Genomic DNA, 15,169 nt, shown 5'->3' on the forward strand with positions numbered 1-15,169 from the left:
TATGTACAAGCCGGTAGTCAACCGGCCGCCGGGTACGCTTCTTTCCTCCCGCCAGCCCCGAAAGGAACGTGCCGTGCCGACGTCCAGCGCCAGCACCACCGACTCCGCCAGGTCCGCCACCGGTGGCGTCCAGTCCCTGGAGCGCGCCTTCGACCTGCTCGAACGGATGGCGGACGCGGGCGGCGAGGTCGGCCTGAGCGAGCTGTCGGCCAGCAGCGGCCTGCCGCTGCCGACCATCCACCGCCTGATGCGCACCCTCGTGGCCTGCGGATACGTCCGCCAGCAGCCCAACCGCCGGTACGCGCTCGGCCCGCGCCTGATCCGCCTCGGCGAGTCCGCCTCCCGGCTGCTCGGCACCTGGGCCCGCCCGCACCTGGCCCGCCTGGTGGAGGAGACCGGCGAGACGGCGAACATGGCCCTGCTCGACGGCGACGAGATCGTGTACGTCGCACAGGTGCCGTCCAAGCACTCGATGCGCATGTTCACCGAGGTCGGCCGGCGCGTCCTGCCGCACTCCACCGGCGTGGGCAAGGCGCTGCTCGCGGACTTCCCGGCGGACGAGGTGCGCGCCCTGCTGGGCCGCACGGGCATGCCCGCCGCGACGGACAAGACGATCACGACGCCGGACGGGTTCATCGCCGCGCTGGAGGACGTGCGCCGCCAGGGCTACGCGATCGACGACAACGAGCAGGAGATCGGCGTGCGCTGCCTCGCCGTCTCCGTGCCCGACTCCCCCACCGCCGCCGCCATCTCGATCTCCGGCCCGGCGGGCCGCGTCACCGAGGCCGCGACCGACCGGATGGTGCCGCTGCTCCAGCAGGTCGCCGCGGAGCTGTCGGAGGCCCTGCTGACGTCGAACGGCAACCCGGCGGCCTGAGGCCCGGCCCGGCGGGCCTCACCCGCGCGGCGGATCGGCGAACAGCTCCACCGCGCGGCGCACCTCGGCCAGCCCCGGCGCCAGGGCGCTGACCGAGCCGATCGCGCCCGCTATCAGCAGCAGGGAGCGGCGCAGCCGCGGCGCCTCGGGGACTCCGTGCCCCGCCATCGCGGCCAGGTCGGCCAGTTCGTCCTCGGCGATCGCGCGGTCCGGGAAGTCGGCGGGCAGGACGGCGAGCCGGCGCCGCAGGCGCGACACCGCCGCCCGCAGTTCCGTCACTCTCACGTCCTCGTCGCCGACGGCCGCTCGCCTCTGCCCCAAGCTCCGCAAAACGGCCCTCCCCCTCGCACCCCGTCGTGCGCGGGCCAGTAAACGCCACCCCGGACCGGGCACGCCAGCACGCGGACGGAAATTCAGTCCCCGGACATCCCGCCCGCCCCGGGGCGTTTGGCGGCCCGTCAGGTATGCAGGACCCATGACGGAGAACGAAGACCAGGTGGCGGGACTTCTGCTGGCCGCCGGGGGCGGCCGGCGGCTCGGCGGACGCCCCAAGGCGCTGCTCGAACACCGCGGACATCCGCTCGTCGAACACGCGGTCGCCGTACTGCGCGCGGCCGGGTGCGCCCGGGTGCACGTCGTCCTGGGGGCGCGGGCGGCGGACGTACGGGCCCGGGCCGCGCTCGACGGCTGCGTGCTCGTGGACAACCCCGCCTGGGAAGAGGGCATGGGGTCCTCGCTGCGCACGGGACTCGGCTCGCTGGCCGGGACGGGGGCGCGGGCGGCCCTGGTCTCGCTGGTGGACCAGCCCGGCATCGGCGCCGAGGCGATGGCCCGGGTCCGCGCCGGCTACCGCGACGAGACGTCGCTCGTCTCGGCGGCGTACGCGGGCGTGCGCGGACACCCGGTCCTGCTCGGCGCCGCGCACTGGCCGGGAATCGCCGCGACTGCCACCGGCGACCGGGGGGCACGCGCCTATCTGAGGGAGCACGCGGACCGGATCACGCTCGTGGAGTGCGCGGACGTGGCGCAGCCCTACGACATCGACACCGAGGCCGACCTGGTCCACCTTGAGTGAAGGGCGTGGCACCGAGCGCCACCTTCCCTCGACCCGGAGAATCTCGACGTCAACAAACCATTGAAGTTCCACGATGAGGAAACTAGTATCCACTGACCAGAAGCACTCGACCGCACAGCGAGTGCGTAATGCCCCATACGCGCCCTCTGGCACCCGGTGCCACCGCTGAAGGAAGTGACAGCTCATGTCCGCACCAGCGCCGTCCCCGCTGGCCATCGTCGACGCCGAGCCCCTGCCCCGGCAGGAGGAGGTCCTCACCGATGCGGCGCTCGCCTTCGTGGCCGAGCTGCACCGGCGGTTCACGCCCCGGCGTGACGAGCTCCTCGCCCGCCGTGCGGAGCGCCGCGCCGAGATCGCCCGCACCTCCACGCTCGACTTCCTCCCCGAGACCGCGGCCGTCCGCGAGGACGACTCCTGGCGGGTGGCCCCCGCCCCGGCCGCGCTCCAGGACCGCCGGGTCGAGATCACCGGCCCGACCGACCGCAAGATGACCATCAACGCGCTCAACTCCGGCGCGAAGGTCTGGCTCGCGGACTTCGAGGACGCCTCCGCGCCGACCTGGGAGAACGTCATCGGCGGCCAGCTCAACCTCACCGCCGCCTACCACCGCGCCATCGACTTCACCGACGAGCGCACCGGCAAGTCGTACGCCCTGCGCCCGGACGCGGAGCTGGCGACCGTCGTCATGCGCCCCCGCGGCTGGCACCTCGACGAGCGCCACCTGAAGGTCGGCGACCGTCCGGTCCCCGGCGCGCTGGTCGACTTCGGGCTGTACTTCTTCCACAACGCCCAGCGCCTGCTGGACCTCGGCAAGGGCCCGTACTTCTACCTGCCGAAGACGGAGTCGCACCTGGAGGCCCGCCTCTGGAACGAGGTGTTCGTCTTCGCGCAGGACTACCTCGGCATCCCGCAGGGCACCGTCCGCGCCACCGTCCTGATCGAGACGATCACGGCCGCGTACGAGATGGAGGAGATCCTCTACGAGCTGCGCGACCACGCCGCCGGGCTGAACGCGGGCCGCTGGGACTACCTCTTCTCCATCGTCAAGAACTTCCGGGACGGCGGCGCCAAGTTCGTCCTGCCGGACCGCAACGCCGTGACGATGACCGCCCCGTTCATGCGGGCGTACACCGAACTCCTCGTCCGCACCTGCCACAAGCGGGGCGCGCACGCGATCGGCGGCATGGCCGCGTTCATCCCCTCGCGCCGGGACGCCGAGGTCAACAAGGTCGCCTTCGAGAAGGTCCGCGCCGACAAGGACCGCGAGGCCGGCGACGGCTTCGACGGCTCCTGGGTGGCCCACCCCGACCTGGTCCCGATCGCCATGGAGTCCTTCGACAAGGTGCTGGGCGACCGGCCCAACCAGAAGGACCGGCTGCGCGAGGACGTCGACGTCAAGGCGGCCGACCTGATCGCGATCGACTCCCTGGACGCCAAGCCGACGTACGCGGGCCTGGTCAACGCCGTGCAGGTGGGCATCCGTTACATCGAGGCGTGGCTACGCGGTCTGGGCGCCGTCGCCATCTTCAACCTGATGGAGGACGCGGCCACCGCCGAGATCTCCCGCTCGCAGATCTGGCAGTGGATCAACGCCGAGGTCGTCCTCGACAACGGCGAGCAGGTCACCGCCGAGCTGGCCCGCAAGGTCGCCGCCGAGGAGCTGGCGAACATCCGCGCGGAGATCGGCGACGAGGCCTTCACGGCCGGCAACTGGCAGCAGGCCCACGACCTGCTGCTGACGGTCTCCCTCGACCAGGACTACGCCGACTTCCTCACCCTGCCGGCGTACGAGCAGCTGAAGGGCTGAACGCCCGGCACCCCGTGAGACGACCCGCGCCCCCGGTACCGCACAGCACCGGGGGCGCGGTCGTGTCTCAGTCCAGGTGGGCCGACCAGTCCCGTTCGGCGGACGGCTTGCCGTGCAGGTCGGGGACGCGCTTGAGCCAGGCCGGGCGGCCCCGCTCGGTCCGGGCGGCGCGGGCGGCGTTCTCGGCGGCCAGCTGGTCGCGGTCCGGGAAGTCGGTGGGCAGCCACTGCCGGGAGGCCCGCACGCGCGCGTGCAGGTAGTCCGCGTAGGCGGCTCGCACCTCGTCCGGGGTGCCGAAGCCGGCCTCGGGGGTCAGCCAGGCGTCCGGGACGCGCCGGGTCACCTCGCGCAGCAGCTCCCGCGTCACCCGCGGGGCGAGTTCGGCGTCGGCGGCCGGGACGTCGGGCGCGTGGTGGCCGAGGGCGTGGTGGCGGAAGTCGTAGGCCTTCTGCGGGGCGGAGGTGTCCCAGCGGTGGTGGAAGACGAGCGCGGCACCGTGGTCGATCAGCCACAGGCGCGGGGGCGCGACGCCGAGGGTGGGCCAGACCATGAGGTTGGAGCTGTGCACCGTGCGGTCGACGTTGACCGTGAGCGCGTCCAGCCAGACGATCCGCCCGGCCTCCCGCGCGTCCACCGGGAAGGTCCTGGCCAGCTCGGGGGTGAGGTCGGCGCCGCCCGACAGGTAGTCCATGCCCAGGTTGAGCCCGGCGCTGGCGTCGAGCAGGTCGCGGACCTCCTGGTGCGGCTGGTCCTCGGCGAGCGCCGGGTCGAAGTGGGCGAGGACCAGTTCGGGCACCCGGAAGCCCAGCTCGCGGGCGAGTTCCCCGACGATCACCTCGGCGACCAGGGCCTTGCGGCCCTGCGCGGAGCCGGTGAACTTCAGGACGTAGGTGCCGAGGTCGTCGGCCTCGACGATCCCCGGCACCGAGCCGCCCTCGTGCAGGGGTGCGACGTAGCGCGTCGCGGTGACCTCCCTCAGCACCTCAGGCGCTCCGGGTGTCGGGGGCGGCGGCGCCGTGCCGGGACCGCGGGGACGCCGCGGCGCAGAACGCCTCCAGCCCTTCCAGCAGCGCCGCGCGCTTGGCGGCGGGCATCAGCCGCAGGACCGCCTGCAGCTCCCGCTCCCGGCGGGAGCGGAGGTCGTCGAGGAAGGCGTGTCCACTGCCGCTCAGACGCAGCCGCACCTCGCGCCGGTCGGTGCTGCTCACCTCGCGCTCGACCAGCCCGGCGGCCTGGAGGCGGTCGCACAGCCGGCTCGTGGAGGGCGGTGTGGAGGCCAGGGAGTCGGCGAGCGTGCGCAGGTTGATGCCCTCCTGGTGCTCGATGATGAACAGCACGCGCAGCTGGGACGCGGAGGCGGGAGCGGTGGACGCCCGGCCCCAGACCACCTCGAGCAGCTCGGCGGCCGTGGAGGTCACGCGCGCCGCCTCTGCCGGCTCGGGCCAGGGCTGGATGGAAGTCACGGTCACCTTTTCGCAGGCACGGGAATGCATCCAGGGTACGCGCACCTCCTCGCGGCGCTCCGGGTCCCCGGACGGCACTAATATCGGTGGCCCCACCCGTGCCGCGAAGGGCGAAGCTGAGCGATGGCCGATGACGCGTACCTGTTCCTGCTGCCGGAGCGTCATCCGCGTCTCGCGGCGCCGCTGGCCGCGGTCGGGCCCCTGGAGTGCCTGGAGACACCGGCCGTCCGCGGCTGGCTCTCCGCGCACGGTACGGCTCCCGGGTCCGAGCAGGTCAGGATCCTTCCCGCGGCGAGCGAGGTCCTCATCCCGGAGGAGGCGGAGCGGCTGCCCGTGCCGCTGACCGAGGACGAGTCGCTGCGGGTGGAGCAGGAGTGCACCCCGGCGTCCATCACGGACCTCGAACGCGAGCTGCTCGGTTTCCGCGACGTCACCCAGGACTGGGAGACCCTCGTGCACCGTGCCCACGCGGCGGGGATCCCGGCGCCCCGGATCGCCCAGCTCACCGGGCTCGACCCGGTGGACGTGGGCAGGCTCACCCAGTTCTGACGCGGCGTCGTCCCGTCGGCACCCGCCCGGTCACAGGTTCGTGAGGAGTCCGTCGAGCGGAGCGGGTGGCCGGGCCGGGTCGAGGGCCTCCACCAGGAGGCGGCCGTAGCGGATCTTGCGGCCCTTCTTGGTGCTCAGGAAGCGCCGCAGCTGCTGGTGCCGGGGGCGGGCCTGCTGCGCGGGCTGGCCGACGAAGGTCTGCCAGGGGCGGGACTCGCCCTCGGAGCGGATGATCTCCTCGGCCCGGTCCGGGCCGATCGCGCGGAGCAGCTCGTCCTCCAGGTCCGCCTCGCAGACGAAGAAGTCCGGCGGCGCCCCGGCCCGCTGCCAGCCCCGGTCGTAGAAGCGGACCTCGCCCACGTCGCACAGGCCCGTCAGGCGCAGTCCGAGACCGGGCGGGCCGAGCAGTCCGGCGTAGCGGCCGACGCTCATCGCCCCGCCCATCGACACCACGGCCACCCCCTCGGCCACCAGGTCCCGGCCCAGCCGCGCGGCCAGCGTCTCGACGGCCGCGAGGTCGCTCGGGCCCTCCAGCAGCACCGCCGTCCGCAGTCCGAGCCGCCGCGCCAGCTCCCGCGCCGTGGAGCCGGTCCCGCCGGCCGCCCAGTGGGTGACCTCGTCCCGGAACGCCTCGATGTCCGCCATGCAGCGAGTGTGCACCGCCGGGGCCCGCGCCGACACGGAATATCGCGGCGGGCCCCGGCGCGCTCACGCCGTCCGCAGGGGGTTGGGCAGCGGCAGATAGCGGGCGTCCGCGCCGTCGGCGCCGGTCCAGCGCAGGAGGAGGTTGGTCTTGGCCGGGAGGGTCGGGGCGTTGAGCAGGGCGGGGATCTCGGGGAGGGGGTGGCGGGAGAGGGCGTGGCGGACGGCGGGCCAGGGGTCGAACCCGGGGTGGTGTTCGGCGAGGGCGGCGCCGGTCTCCCAGAGGTGGTTGACGACGAGGCAGTACACCAGCCGTTCCCAGCCGGCCGCCCGGGAGGTCTCCGGCACCAGCTTGACGCCCTCGGCGTCCCGGAACAGGGCCTGCACCGGCGTGCCGTCGGCGTCCACGGCGACCAGGGTGTTCTGGAGGTGGGCCTCCAGGACGACGCCGTCGTCGGCGAAGGCGGTCAGGACGGGCGGGACGACGGCGTCGAGGTAGGCCCGCCACCAGGCCCCGGGGTCGGCGGCCCGGGCCAGCGGGCTGCCGGGGAAGCCCTCCACGAGCGCGGCGGCGAGCAGCGGGGTCGCGCCGGGCAGGACGCGGCCGCGCAGGCCGTCGCGGACGACGACGGCCAGTTCCTCGAAGGCGAAGTCCGCGGTGCGGTGGCCGCGGTCGCCGAGCCAGGCCGCGGAGGTCCCGGCGGCGGCGAACGCCTCGGTGACGGCCGTGTCGGTGCGGCGCAGCCGGAGCAGGTCGTGCCGCCACAGGCGCCGGATGTCGTTGGTGATGCGCACGTCGAGGCTGAACTTCAGGAAGAGGTCCCGCCCGGGCAGGTACTCGGGCGCGTACACCGTGCGGATCGCCGCCGTCGGCCAGGTGAAGAAGCCGGTGGTGCCCAGCCGGCGGAGCCGGCCGTCGGCGAAGGCGGGGGCCAGTGCGTCCGCCGCCAGCTTCAGCTGCCAGGGGTGGGCCGGCAGCGTCCGGTAGCCGGGCGGGGCCTGGCCGAGCGCGTCCAGGGCGGCGGTGTCGCCCTCGTCGACGACCGTGTCCTCGCGCACGCCGAGCAGCACCAGGGGGAAGCGGGCGTACGCCTCGGGGGCGTAGGGCAGCCAGCGGGTGTCCGGGCCGCCGCCGCGGGCCTTGGGGGCGGGGTGGTGGGTGTGGCCGGTGAGCAGGGACTGCTCGGAGCGCAGGTAGGCGTCCTCCGGCGGGGTGGCCCGCGCGCGTGCCGTGAGCAGCGCGGCGACCGTGTCGCGGCTGTCGGTCATCTCGGCGGGGAGTTCGCCGTTGGCGAGGCCGGTGTGCCGGTGCAGTTCCTCGGCGACGAGGCCGACGAGTTCGGCGTGTCCGACGCGGTGCCAGCCGCCCGCCGCGCGGATCTCCGGTTCGGCGGGGCGCCGGCCGGCGCGCACCCGCAGCAGTCTGCCGCCGGGCAGCCGGTAGACCGGCCGGGGTCCGGTGCCGGGCAGCGGCCGGGCCACCTCGCGCAGCAGGCAGTTCAGCAGCGGTACGGCCGCGCAGGCGTCGGCGCGTGCGGCGACGGCGTCCGGGGAGGCGGCGTCCCGGGCCGCGTCGGCGCCGGCGGGCGGGGGCAGGAGATCCACGCGTTCCACTCGTTCCCTACGGTCTGTCCATGGCGGACGGGACGGAGACGATCAGTATGTCGGTAGTCGTCCGGTCCCCAGTCGTGCGTCCGCCCGCCCCGCTACCCGTACCCGAGGAGCCCGCCCGTGCACCGTCCCAGCAGCACAGAGGCCGAGGTCGCCGACGAGCTGGCGGCCGTCCGCCCCGCTCTGTCGGGCCGCTTCGACGCCGAGCGCCCGGGAGCCCGCGCGGCGGTGCTGACCCGGCTCTGGCGTGCCCTCGCGCATGAGCCGCTGCCCTGGATCGCGGGCCGGGAGTCCGCCGGGGACGGGCTCGTGCTGCGTCTCGCGGACGGCCGGCGACTGGCGGGTCCGGCGGCGGATCCGTACCGCACGGACGCGTACGCACGGGTCGTCCACCTCGACGAGGCCGCGTACGACGATCCGGAGCGGCTGATGACCGACCTCGCCGTACCGCACTCCGCCGGGTTCGCGGCGGAACTCGGGCACAGCGCCGCCTCGTTGGCGCTCTCCCGCGCGGGGCAGCCGGGTGCGGTGCCGCGGGATCACCCGGACGAGTGGCCTCGGTCCGACTGGGGCTGGGAGCGGCGGGTGGTCGACGGGCATCCCTACCACCCGGGCTGCCGCTCGCGGCCGGGCTTCTCGGTGGCGGAGCAGCTCGCGTACGGGCCCGAGCACGGGCCGGTGGTGGAGCTGGGCCTGGTGCCGGTCCCGGCGGACGAGTGCCTGGTGACGGGGGCGTGGCCGCGGGAGCTGCGGGACGGGCGGGCGCTGCTCGTCCCCGTGCATCCGTGGCAGGCGGCGCACGTGCTCAAGCGGCGCTGCGAGCAGGGGATCTCCGCGCGTCCGCTGATGTCGCTGCGCACGCTGGCGGTGCCCGGCGGGCCGCACGTCAAGACCGCGCTGAGCGCCCGCCTGACCTCGTCGGTGCGCGACATCTCGGTCGCCTCCGTCGGCGCGTCCGCGGACGTGTCCCGGTTCGGGCAGGAGCTGGCGGCGCGCCTGGACGGGCTGCTGCACGTCACCGGCACCCTGGGCGCGGTGGCCGCGGGCTCCCCCGACCTGGCGGCCGTACTGCGCGAGTCGCCGCGGACGTACGCGGCGCCCGGGGAGCACGTGGTCCCGGTGGCCGCGCTGGCGGGCATCGGTCCGGCCGGGTCTCCGGCGTGGCGGGCGGCGTTCGCGCGGCTGGCGCTCGGCGTGGGGCTGCGCCTGCTGGAGCTGGGGGTGGCCCTGGAGGCGCACGGGCAGAACCTCCTGGTGGTGCTCTCGGCGGCGGGCGCGCCGCTGCGCCTGGTCTACCGCGACCTGGCCGACATCCGCGTCAGCCCGGCCCGCCTGGCCCGGCACGGGATCGCCGTCCCGGACCTGCCCGCGCGGATGCTCACCGACGATCCGGTGGCGCTGCGGCGCAAGTTGTTCGGTTCGCTGGTGGGCGGTGCGCTGGCGGCGACGGCGGGTTCGGGCGCGGCGCTGGGCGCGGCGCTGGAGGAGGCGGTGCGGGAACTGCCGCCCACCCCCGATGTCCTGGCCCTGCGCGACGAGCCGCTGCCGGTGAAGTCGCTGACGCTGATGCGCACTTCACCGGCGAGTGCGGGGGATCTGTGGACGGAGCTGCCCAATCCGCTGCACGCGGGGTGAAGTCGGGGCGTCGCGCCGGTCTCGTTTTGGAGCCCGGCGCGAGTGATCAATAGGATCCGCCGATGATCACAAGAACACGGCTGGCGGCGGGTACCTGTGCCCTGCTCGCCGCGCTGGCGGCCGGGTTGGCGTTCCCGGCCGGGGCGGTGGCCGGTGAACCCACGGGTGAGGACGCGCCGAAGGTCGACCTCGTGCTCGACGTCAGCGGTTCGATGCGGACGCGGGACATCGACGGCGGTACCCGGATGGCCGCGGCGAAGCGGGCCTTCAACGAGGTGCTGGACGCGACGCCGGAAGAGGTCGAGCTGGGTATCCGCACGCTCGGCGCGGACTACCCGGGCGACGACCGCCGCACCGGCTGCAAGGACACCGCGCAGCTCTACCCGGTCGGCCCGCTGGACCGCACCGAGGCGAAGACGGCGGTGGCCACGCTGGCGCCCACCGGCTGGACGCCGATCGGTCCGGCGCTGCTGAAGGCGGCCGACGACCTCGACGGCGGCGCCGGCTCCAAGCGGATCGTGCTGATCAGCGACGGCGAGGACACCTGCGCGCCGCTCGACCCGTGCGAGGTGGCGCGCGAGATCGCCGCCAAGGGCATCGGGCTCACCATCGACACGCTGGGCCTGGTCCCGAACGCGAAGATGCGCCAGCAGCTGAGCTGCATCGCCGAGGCGACCGGCGGCACGTACACGTCCGTGGAGCACACCGACGAACTGACCGAGAAGGTCAACCAGTTGGTGGACCGCGCGGCCGACCCGGTGGTGACGCCGGTGGCCACGCGTGGCGCGGACTCGTGCGCGAAGGCGCCGACGCTGAAGTCGGGGCTGTACACCGACCGCGCGGAGTTCGGCTCCCCGCGCTGGTACCGGGTCGACGTGGCACCCGGCCGGGAGCTGCGGGCCTCGGTGAGCGTGGGCGCCGACCGGGCCGTGAACCCGTCCCACGGCGTACTGCTGCGGGCGGTGACGGCGCACGGGCGCGAGATCGTGCGCGGCGAGGCGGCGGGCGACGGCCGCACCGACGTGCTCTCCACGGGTCTGCGGTACCCCAAGGCGGAGGACGGGTCCGACGAGCAGCCGGCCGAGGCCGTGTGCCTCCAGGTCACCCACTCCTTCTCCGTCGCCTCCGGTGTGAAGACCACGCCCGGTCTGCCGCTGGAGCTGACCGTCGACGTGGTGGACGGCCCGGGCGACGCCGACGACGTGGCCTCCTTCGGCCTCGGCCGCGGCTGGTGGCTGCTCGGCGTACTGGTGCTCGTCGGCTTCCTCGCCGGTCTGCTGTGGGGCTGGCTGTCGCGCTGGCGGTTCGCGGTCTGGAGGACCAACTGATGCGATTCACCCGAGCGTTGAGCGCTGCGGTACTGCTGCTGGGCGTCGCCGCGAGCCCGGCGGCGGCCGGCCCGTCGCCGTCCGCGAGCCCGTCTCAGGACGGCGGCGCGCCGACCGAGGCGGGTACGTCCTTCCGTACGGCGACGGAGATCGAGCAGGGGCAGCGGGCCACGGCGAACGGCTCCGCGGGCGACTACCTGTACTGGTCGTTCCCCGCCGACGCGGGCGGGCGGCCCACCGTGCGGGCCTCGGCGCGGCTGCCCGAGACGCACGCGCCGCAGACCTGGCGGATCGACGTCTACGACGGTCTGCGCCGCCGCCAGGCCTGCCAGTGGGGCGCCGAGAACCGCACCGCCGCCGCGGACGCCTCCACCCTGGAGCTGGCCTGCGTGCTGCGCACGGTGCGCGCCTGGTCGGAACCGTGGGCCAACGACCCGCTGCCGGGCACCTACTACGTCCGGCTGACGGCGGTGCGGCTGCCGACGTCGGACCTCGGCGTCCCGGTCGGGGCCGAGGTGCGGGTGGACTCGAAGGACGCGGGCGGCGCCGCCGCGGTGGACGGCTCGCTGGCCGAACCCCTGGTGCCGGGCGTGGCGGTGTCCTCCGGCAAGGACGACGGGGGCGGGGAGGACGGCGAGGACCACGGTGCCGTGCTCTCGGCGATCGAGCCGGAGGACGGCTGGTCGTCGGGCTGGTGGTCGGACCGCTGGGTGTGGACCGGCGCCGGTGCCGTGCTGGCCGCGCTCGCGGGCATCGGCGGCTACACGCTGACCCGCGGTTCGGGGCGGCCGCCCCGGGTGCCGCCGACGGCCTGACGTCAGCTCGGGAGGCCCGCCCCGCGGCAACCGGGGCGGGCCTCCCGCCGTCTCATCCCTCCCGCAGCGCCTTCGCCGCCGTGCCCTCGCCGGTGACCTCGACCAGGCCCTCCCGCACCGCGTCCCGCAGCCCGGTCTCCCCTCGGGCGAGCGCCGCGCAGGTCCCGGCGTCCAGCACCAGCCGGGCGTCGGGTTCGCCGGGCGCGGGCCCGTCGCCGTACACGGGGCCGTCGTCCGGCAGGCCGGCGTACAGGTGGAAGTCCCCTTCCTCCAGCCGCACCTCGACCAGGCCCTCGGCCGCCCCGGCCTCTCCGAGCGCGCGCAGCAGGGGCAGTGCGAACCAGTGGGCCCGCAGGGCGTCCGTGGGCCGCCGCTCCCCCAGCTCACCGGCGCCCCAGACGCCGAGCGCGTCCAGCACCGGCAGCAACTCCCTTCCCCGTGCGGTGAGTTCATACACGTACGCCGCTCCCGGCGGCGGCAGCCTGCGCCGGGTCGTCAGCCCCTCGCGCTCCATGTCCTTCAGCCGCGAGGCGAGCACGTCGGTGCTGACGCCGGGCAGGTCGGCGTGCAGGTCGGTGTAGCGCCGCGGCCCGGCGAGCAGCTCCCGGACGATCAGCAGGGTCCAGCGGTCGCCGACGGCGTCGAGCGCGCGGGCGGCGGAACAGTACTGGTCGTAGCTTCGGCGAGGTGACATGCGACGCAGTGTAGACAAGTTGTTGGACTTTCCAAGCTCCCACTTGGTAAAACCAAGCAACACCAGATACCGGAGGGGAAGCGGCGCATGGAGTTCCGGCAGTCGAACAAGCTCAGCGAGGTCTGCTACGAGATCCGCGGCCCGGTCATCGAGCACGCCGACGCGCTGGAGGAGGCGGGGCACAGCGTGCTGCGGCTCAACACCGGCAACCCGGCCCTCTTCGGCTTCGAGGCGCCGGAGGAGATCCTCCAGGACATGATCCGCATGCTGCCCAGGGCGCACGGATACACCGACTCGCGCGGCGTCCTCTCCGCCCGCCGCGCCGTGGCCCAGCGCTACCAGACCCTCGGCCTGGAAGTGGACGTCGACGACGTCTTCCTCGGCAACGGCGTCTCGGAGCTGGTCTCGATGGCCGTGCAGGCGCTGCTGGAGGACGGCGACGAGGTGCTGATCCCCGCCCCCGACTTCCCCCTCTGGACGGCGGTGACCACCCTCGCGGGCGGCAAGGCGGTGCACTACCTCTGCGACGAACAGGCCGAGTGGTACCCCGACCTGGCCGACATGGAGTCGAAGATCACCGACCGCACCAAGGCGGTCGTCATCATCAACCCCAACAACCCCACCGGCGCGGTCTACCCCGAGGAGATCGTCGAGGGCATCCTCGACCTCGCCCGCCGGCACGGTCTGATGGTCTTCGCCGACGAGATCTACGACCAGATCCTCTACGACGACGCCGTGCACCACTCGGCCGCCGCGCTCGCCCCCGACCTGGTGGTCCTCACCTTCTGCGGCCTCTCCAAGACCTACCGGGTGGCCGGCTTCCGCTCCGGCTGGCTGGTCGTCACGGGGCCCAGGCAGCACGCGAAGGACTACCTGGAGGGCCTGACCATGCTGGCCTCCATGCGCCTGTGCGCCAACGCGCCCGCCCAGTACGCCATCCAGGCCGCGCTCGGCGGCCGCCAGTCGATCCGCGACCTGACGGCCCCCGGCGGCCGGCTGCGCGAACAGCGGGACGTGGCCTGGGAGAAGCTCAACGAGATCCCGGGCGTCTCCTGCGTGAAGCCCAAGGGCGCGCTGTACGCGTTCCCGCGCATCGACCCGAAGGTGCACGGCATCCACGACGACGAGAAGTTCGTCCTCGACCTGCTGCTCCGGGAGAAGATCCAGGTGGTCCAGGGCACCGGCTTCAACTGGCCGTCCCCCGACCACTTCCGCATCCTCACCCTGCCCCACGCGGACGACCTGGAGGCGGCCATCGGGCGGATCGGCCGGTTCCTGGGCGGGTACCGGCAGTAGCGCCGCCGGGACCGTAGCCTGGGGGCATGGGTGATCTTTTTCTGGTTCGGCACGGGGAGACCGAGTGGTCTCGGTCGGGACGGCACACCGGGCTGACGGACGTGCCGCTGACCGAGCACGGGCGGGACCAGGCGCGGAGTCTGGTGCCGCTGATCCGCTCGCACCGGATCGGCGCCGCCTTCGTCAGCCCCTTCCAGCGGGCCCGGGAGACGGCCGAGCTGATCGGGCTGCACGACGTGCGGGTCGACCCGGATCTGCACGAGTGGGACTACGGCGGGTACGAGGGGATCACCACGGTCGAGATCCACCGGGAGCGGCCGGACTGGTTCCTGTTCAGCGACGGGGTCGAGCCCGGGCCGCCGGAGCACCCCGGGGAGTCCCCGGAGCAGGTCGGGGAGCGGGCGGACCGGGTGCTGGCCCGGGTGGAGGCGGCGTTCGCCAACACCGAGGGGTGCGTGGTGCTGGTCGCGCACGGGCACTTCCTGCGGGTGCTGACCGCGCGGCACCTGGGGCTGCCGCCGTCGCACGGGGCGCTGTTCCAGCTCGGCACCGGCACCCTGTGCCGGCTCGGCACGGAGCACGCGCGGCCGGTGATCGCCGCCTGGAATGTCAGACCCCCGTCGTAGTCTTCGAGAGCGTCAACGGTGCGGGGAAGGGAGGACGCCGTGGCACTGTCGCCCACAGCCGCGCAGCGTCGCGTCATCGACGCCGCCGATCCCTCGACCGGACGGCTGCGCGGGACGGAGGCGCAGCTCGCGGGGCTGGTGAAGCGGGGGCTCGCCTTCCGGCACCCGCGCCCGCCGCACGACCACTTCCTGACCCCGGCCGGGCACCGGATACGGGACGCGGACGCCGAGCCCGACCCGCCGCCCGGGCCCGTGCCCGCCGCCGCTCGCCCCGACACCGGCGGGGGCGTCTTCGCCGCGCGGGTGGGCGGCGAGGAGGACGTGCCGGACGGCGCCGGACCCGCCCGGCTGCGAGAGGTGCGCGGCGCCTGGCAGGGGCTGCTGGAGCTGCGCCGGATGACCCGCCCGGACGGGAGCACGGAGCTGCCCTGTACTTGGGAGCGCACCCACCTGGTGCGGGCGGCCGCACTCGCGCTGGAGGCGGCCGGGCACCGTCCCGCGGGCCCGGCGGGCGACGACGGGTACCGGGTGCGCGCGACCCCGCAGCCGGACGCCGTCGCCGTCCACCAGCCGGACGCCGCGGCGCTGCGGGAGTGCGCCGCGACGCTGGAGCGGGCCGGGTGGCAGGCCGGGGAGCACACCGAGCCGCGCACCCGGACGCGTTACCTGCTGGCCTCCCCGCGGAAGGTGTGAGGCTCCCCCGGCGTGCCAGGATCGACCGGTCAGTACGCCGACGAGGAGAGGCAGCAGC

Annotated in this window: 16 protein-coding genes; 10 read left to right on the forward strand and 6 right to left on the reverse strand. The window is 74.5% G+C overall.

What is annotated here, in order from left to right:
* The first annotated feature begins 73 nt into the window (after positions 1-73).
* Positions 74-877 carry an allantoin degradation transcriptional regulator AllR gene (gene allR, locus IE108_RS15580; protein WP_064730515.1) on the forward strand — a complete coding sequence of 268 codons (804 nt, stop codon included), beginning with the start codon at positions 74-76 and terminating at the stop codon, positions 875-877.
* Positions 878-895: 18 nt separating this feature from the next.
* On the opposite strand, the gene IE108_RS15585 is transcribed toward allR, so the two are convergent.
* A complete protein-coding gene (locus IE108_RS15585; RefSeq protein ID WP_079163714.1) occupies positions 896-1,207 on the reverse strand; it encodes a DUF5955 family protein in 312 nt (103 codons plus the stop codon).
* Positions 1,208-1,352: 145 nt separating this feature from the next.
* Here IE108_RS15585 and IE108_RS15590 point away from each other — a divergent pair, with 145 nt between their 5' ends.
* Both IE108_RS15590 and aceB read left to right on the forward strand, forming a co-directional pair.
* Positions 1,353-1,952, forward strand: a complete 600-nt coding sequence (locus IE108_RS15590) for a nucleotidyltransferase family protein (RefSeq protein WP_064730513.1) — start codon at positions 1,353-1,355, stop codon at positions 1,950-1,952.
* Between the two features lie 184 nt (positions 1,953-2,136).
* Positions 2,137-3,759 carry a malate synthase A gene (gene aceB / locus IE108_RS15595; RefSeq protein ID WP_064730512.1) on the forward strand — a complete coding sequence of 541 codons (1,623 nt, stop codon included), beginning with the start codon at positions 2,137-2,139 and terminating at the stop codon, positions 3,757-3,759.
* 67 nt (positions 3,760-3,826) lie between these two features.
* Here aceB and IE108_RS15600 read toward each other — a convergent pair whose 3' ends face one another.
* Both IE108_RS15600 and IE108_RS15605 read right to left on the reverse strand, forming a co-directional pair.
* Entirely contained in the window at positions 3,827-4,741 is a 915-nt protein-coding gene (locus IE108_RS15600) for a HipA family kinase (protein WP_064730511.1), read from the reverse strand.
* 1 nt (position 4,742) lies between these two features.
* Positions 4,743-5,228, reverse strand: a complete 486-nt coding sequence (locus IE108_RS15605) for a MarR family winged helix-turn-helix transcriptional regulator (protein WP_064732033.1) — start codon at positions 5,226-5,228, stop codon at positions 4,743-4,745.
* 117 nt (positions 5,229-5,345) lie between these two features.
* On the opposite strand from IE108_RS15605, the gene IE108_RS15610 reads away from it, so the two are divergent.
* Entirely contained in the window at positions 5,346-5,771 is a 426-nt protein-coding gene (locus IE108_RS15610) for a DUF6003 family protein (RefSeq protein WP_064730510.1), read from the forward strand.
* A 30-nt stretch (positions 5,772-5,801) separates the two neighbouring features.
* Here IE108_RS15610 and IE108_RS15615 read toward each other — a convergent pair whose 3' ends face one another.
* On the reverse strand, positions 5,802-6,416 hold the full coding sequence (locus IE108_RS15615) for a TOPRIM nucleotidyl transferase/hydrolase domain-containing protein (RefSeq protein ID WP_064730509.1): 615 nt from the start codon (positions 6,414-6,416) through the stop codon (positions 5,802-5,804).
* Positions 6,417-6,479: 63 nt separating this feature from the next.
* Complete coding sequence (locus IE108_RS15620; protein ID WP_064730508.1) at positions 6,480-8,027, reverse strand: IucA/IucC family protein; 1,548 nt, start codon at positions 8,025-8,027, stop codon at positions 6,480-6,482.
* A gap of 117 nt (positions 8,028-8,144) precedes the next feature.
* On the opposite strand from IE108_RS15620, the gene IE108_RS15625 reads away from it, so the two are divergent.
* From IE108_RS15625 to IE108_RS15635, 3 genes are all read left to right on the forward strand, one after another.
* Positions 8,145-9,659, forward strand: coding sequence for an IucA/IucC family protein (locus tag IE108_RS15625; RefSeq protein WP_064730507.1), 1,515 nt, complete (start codon positions 8,145-8,147; stop codon positions 9,657-9,659).
* Positions 9,660-9,721: 62 nt separating this feature from the next.
* Positions 9,722-10,987 (forward strand): VWA domain-containing protein, encoded by a 1,266-nt coding sequence (locus tag IE108_RS15630; protein ID WP_064730506.1) that lies wholly within the window; start codon positions 9,722-9,724, stop codon positions 10,985-10,987.
* Positions 10,987-11,802, forward strand: coding sequence for a hypothetical protein (locus IE108_RS15635; protein ID WP_064730505.1), 816 nt, complete (start codon positions 10,987-10,989; stop codon positions 11,800-11,802). Before IE108_RS15630 ends, IE108_RS15635 begins: the two co-directional genes overlap by 1 nt.
* Positions 11,803-11,854: 52 nt before the next feature.
* Here IE108_RS15635 and IE108_RS15640 read toward each other — a convergent pair whose 3' ends face one another.
* Positions 11,855-12,496 (reverse strand): winged helix-turn-helix transcriptional regulator, encoded by a 642-nt coding sequence (locus tag IE108_RS15640; RefSeq protein ID WP_064730504.1) that lies wholly within the window; start codon positions 12,494-12,496, stop codon positions 11,855-11,857.
* An 87-nt stretch (positions 12,497-12,583) separates the two neighbouring features.
* On the opposite strand from IE108_RS15640, the gene IE108_RS15645 reads away from it, so the two are divergent.
* Genes IE108_RS15645 through IE108_RS15655 form a run of 3 tightly spaced genes read left to right on the forward strand, consistent with a single transcriptional unit; the run spans position 12,584 to position 15,111 of the window.
* Positions 12,584-13,792 carry a pyridoxal phosphate-dependent aminotransferase gene (locus IE108_RS15645; RefSeq protein ID WP_064730503.1) on the forward strand — a complete coding sequence of 403 codons (1,209 nt, stop codon included), beginning with the start codon at positions 12,584-12,586 and terminating at the stop codon, positions 13,790-13,792.
* A gap of 26 nt (positions 13,793-13,818) precedes the next feature.
* A complete protein-coding gene (locus IE108_RS15650; protein WP_064730502.1) occupies positions 13,819-14,418 on the forward strand; it encodes a histidine phosphatase family protein in 600 nt (199 codons plus the stop codon).
* Between the two features lie 39 nt (positions 14,419-14,457).
* Positions 14,458-15,111 carry a hypothetical protein gene (locus IE108_RS15655; RefSeq protein WP_064730501.1) on the forward strand — a complete coding sequence of 218 codons (654 nt, stop codon included), beginning with the start codon at positions 14,458-14,460 and terminating at the stop codon, positions 15,109-15,111.
* Positions 15,112-15,169 lie beyond the last annotated feature (58 nt).

Source organism: Streptomyces parvulus (assembly GCF_014648855.1).
Taxonomy (GTDB): Bacteria; Actinomycetota; Actinomycetes; order Streptomycetales; family Streptomycetaceae; genus Streptomyces; species Streptomyces parvulus.

Bases quoted from the DNA above. Each gene is read 5' to 3' on its own strand.
- IE108_RS15590 (WP_064730513.1), top strand. From the start codon at position 1,353: ATGACGGAGAACGAAGACCAGGTGGCGGGACTTCTGCTGGCCGCCGGG.
- aceB (WP_064730512.1), top strand. From the start codon at position 2,137: ATGTCCGCACCAGCGCCGTCCCCGCTGGCCATCGTCGACGCCGAGCCC.
- IE108_RS15610 (WP_064730510.1), top strand. From the start codon at position 5,346: ATGGCCGATGACGCGTACCTGTTCCTGCTGCCGGAGCGTCATCCGCGT.
- IE108_RS15615 (WP_064730509.1), bottom strand. From the start codon at position 6,416: ATGGCGGACATCGAGGCGTTCCGGGACGAGGTCACCCACTGGGCGGCC.
- IE108_RS15630 (WP_064730506.1), top strand. From the start codon at position 9,722: ATGATCACAAGAACACGGCTGGCGGCGGGTACCTGTGCCCTGCTCGCC.
- IE108_RS15635 (WP_064730505.1), top strand. From the start codon at position 10,987: ATGCGATTCACCCGAGCGTTGAGCGCTGCGGTACTGCTGCTGGGCGTC.
- IE108_RS15640 (WP_064730504.1), bottom strand. From the start codon at position 12,496: ATGTCACCTCGCCGAAGCTACGACCAGTACTGTTCCGCCGCCCGCGCG.
- IE108_RS15645 (WP_064730503.1), top strand. From the start codon at position 12,584: ATGGAGTTCCGGCAGTCGAACAAGCTCAGCGAGGTCTGCTACGAGATC.
- IE108_RS15650 (WP_064730502.1), top strand. From the start codon at position 13,819: ATGGGTGATCTTTTTCTGGTTCGGCACGGGGAGACCGAGTGGTCTCGG.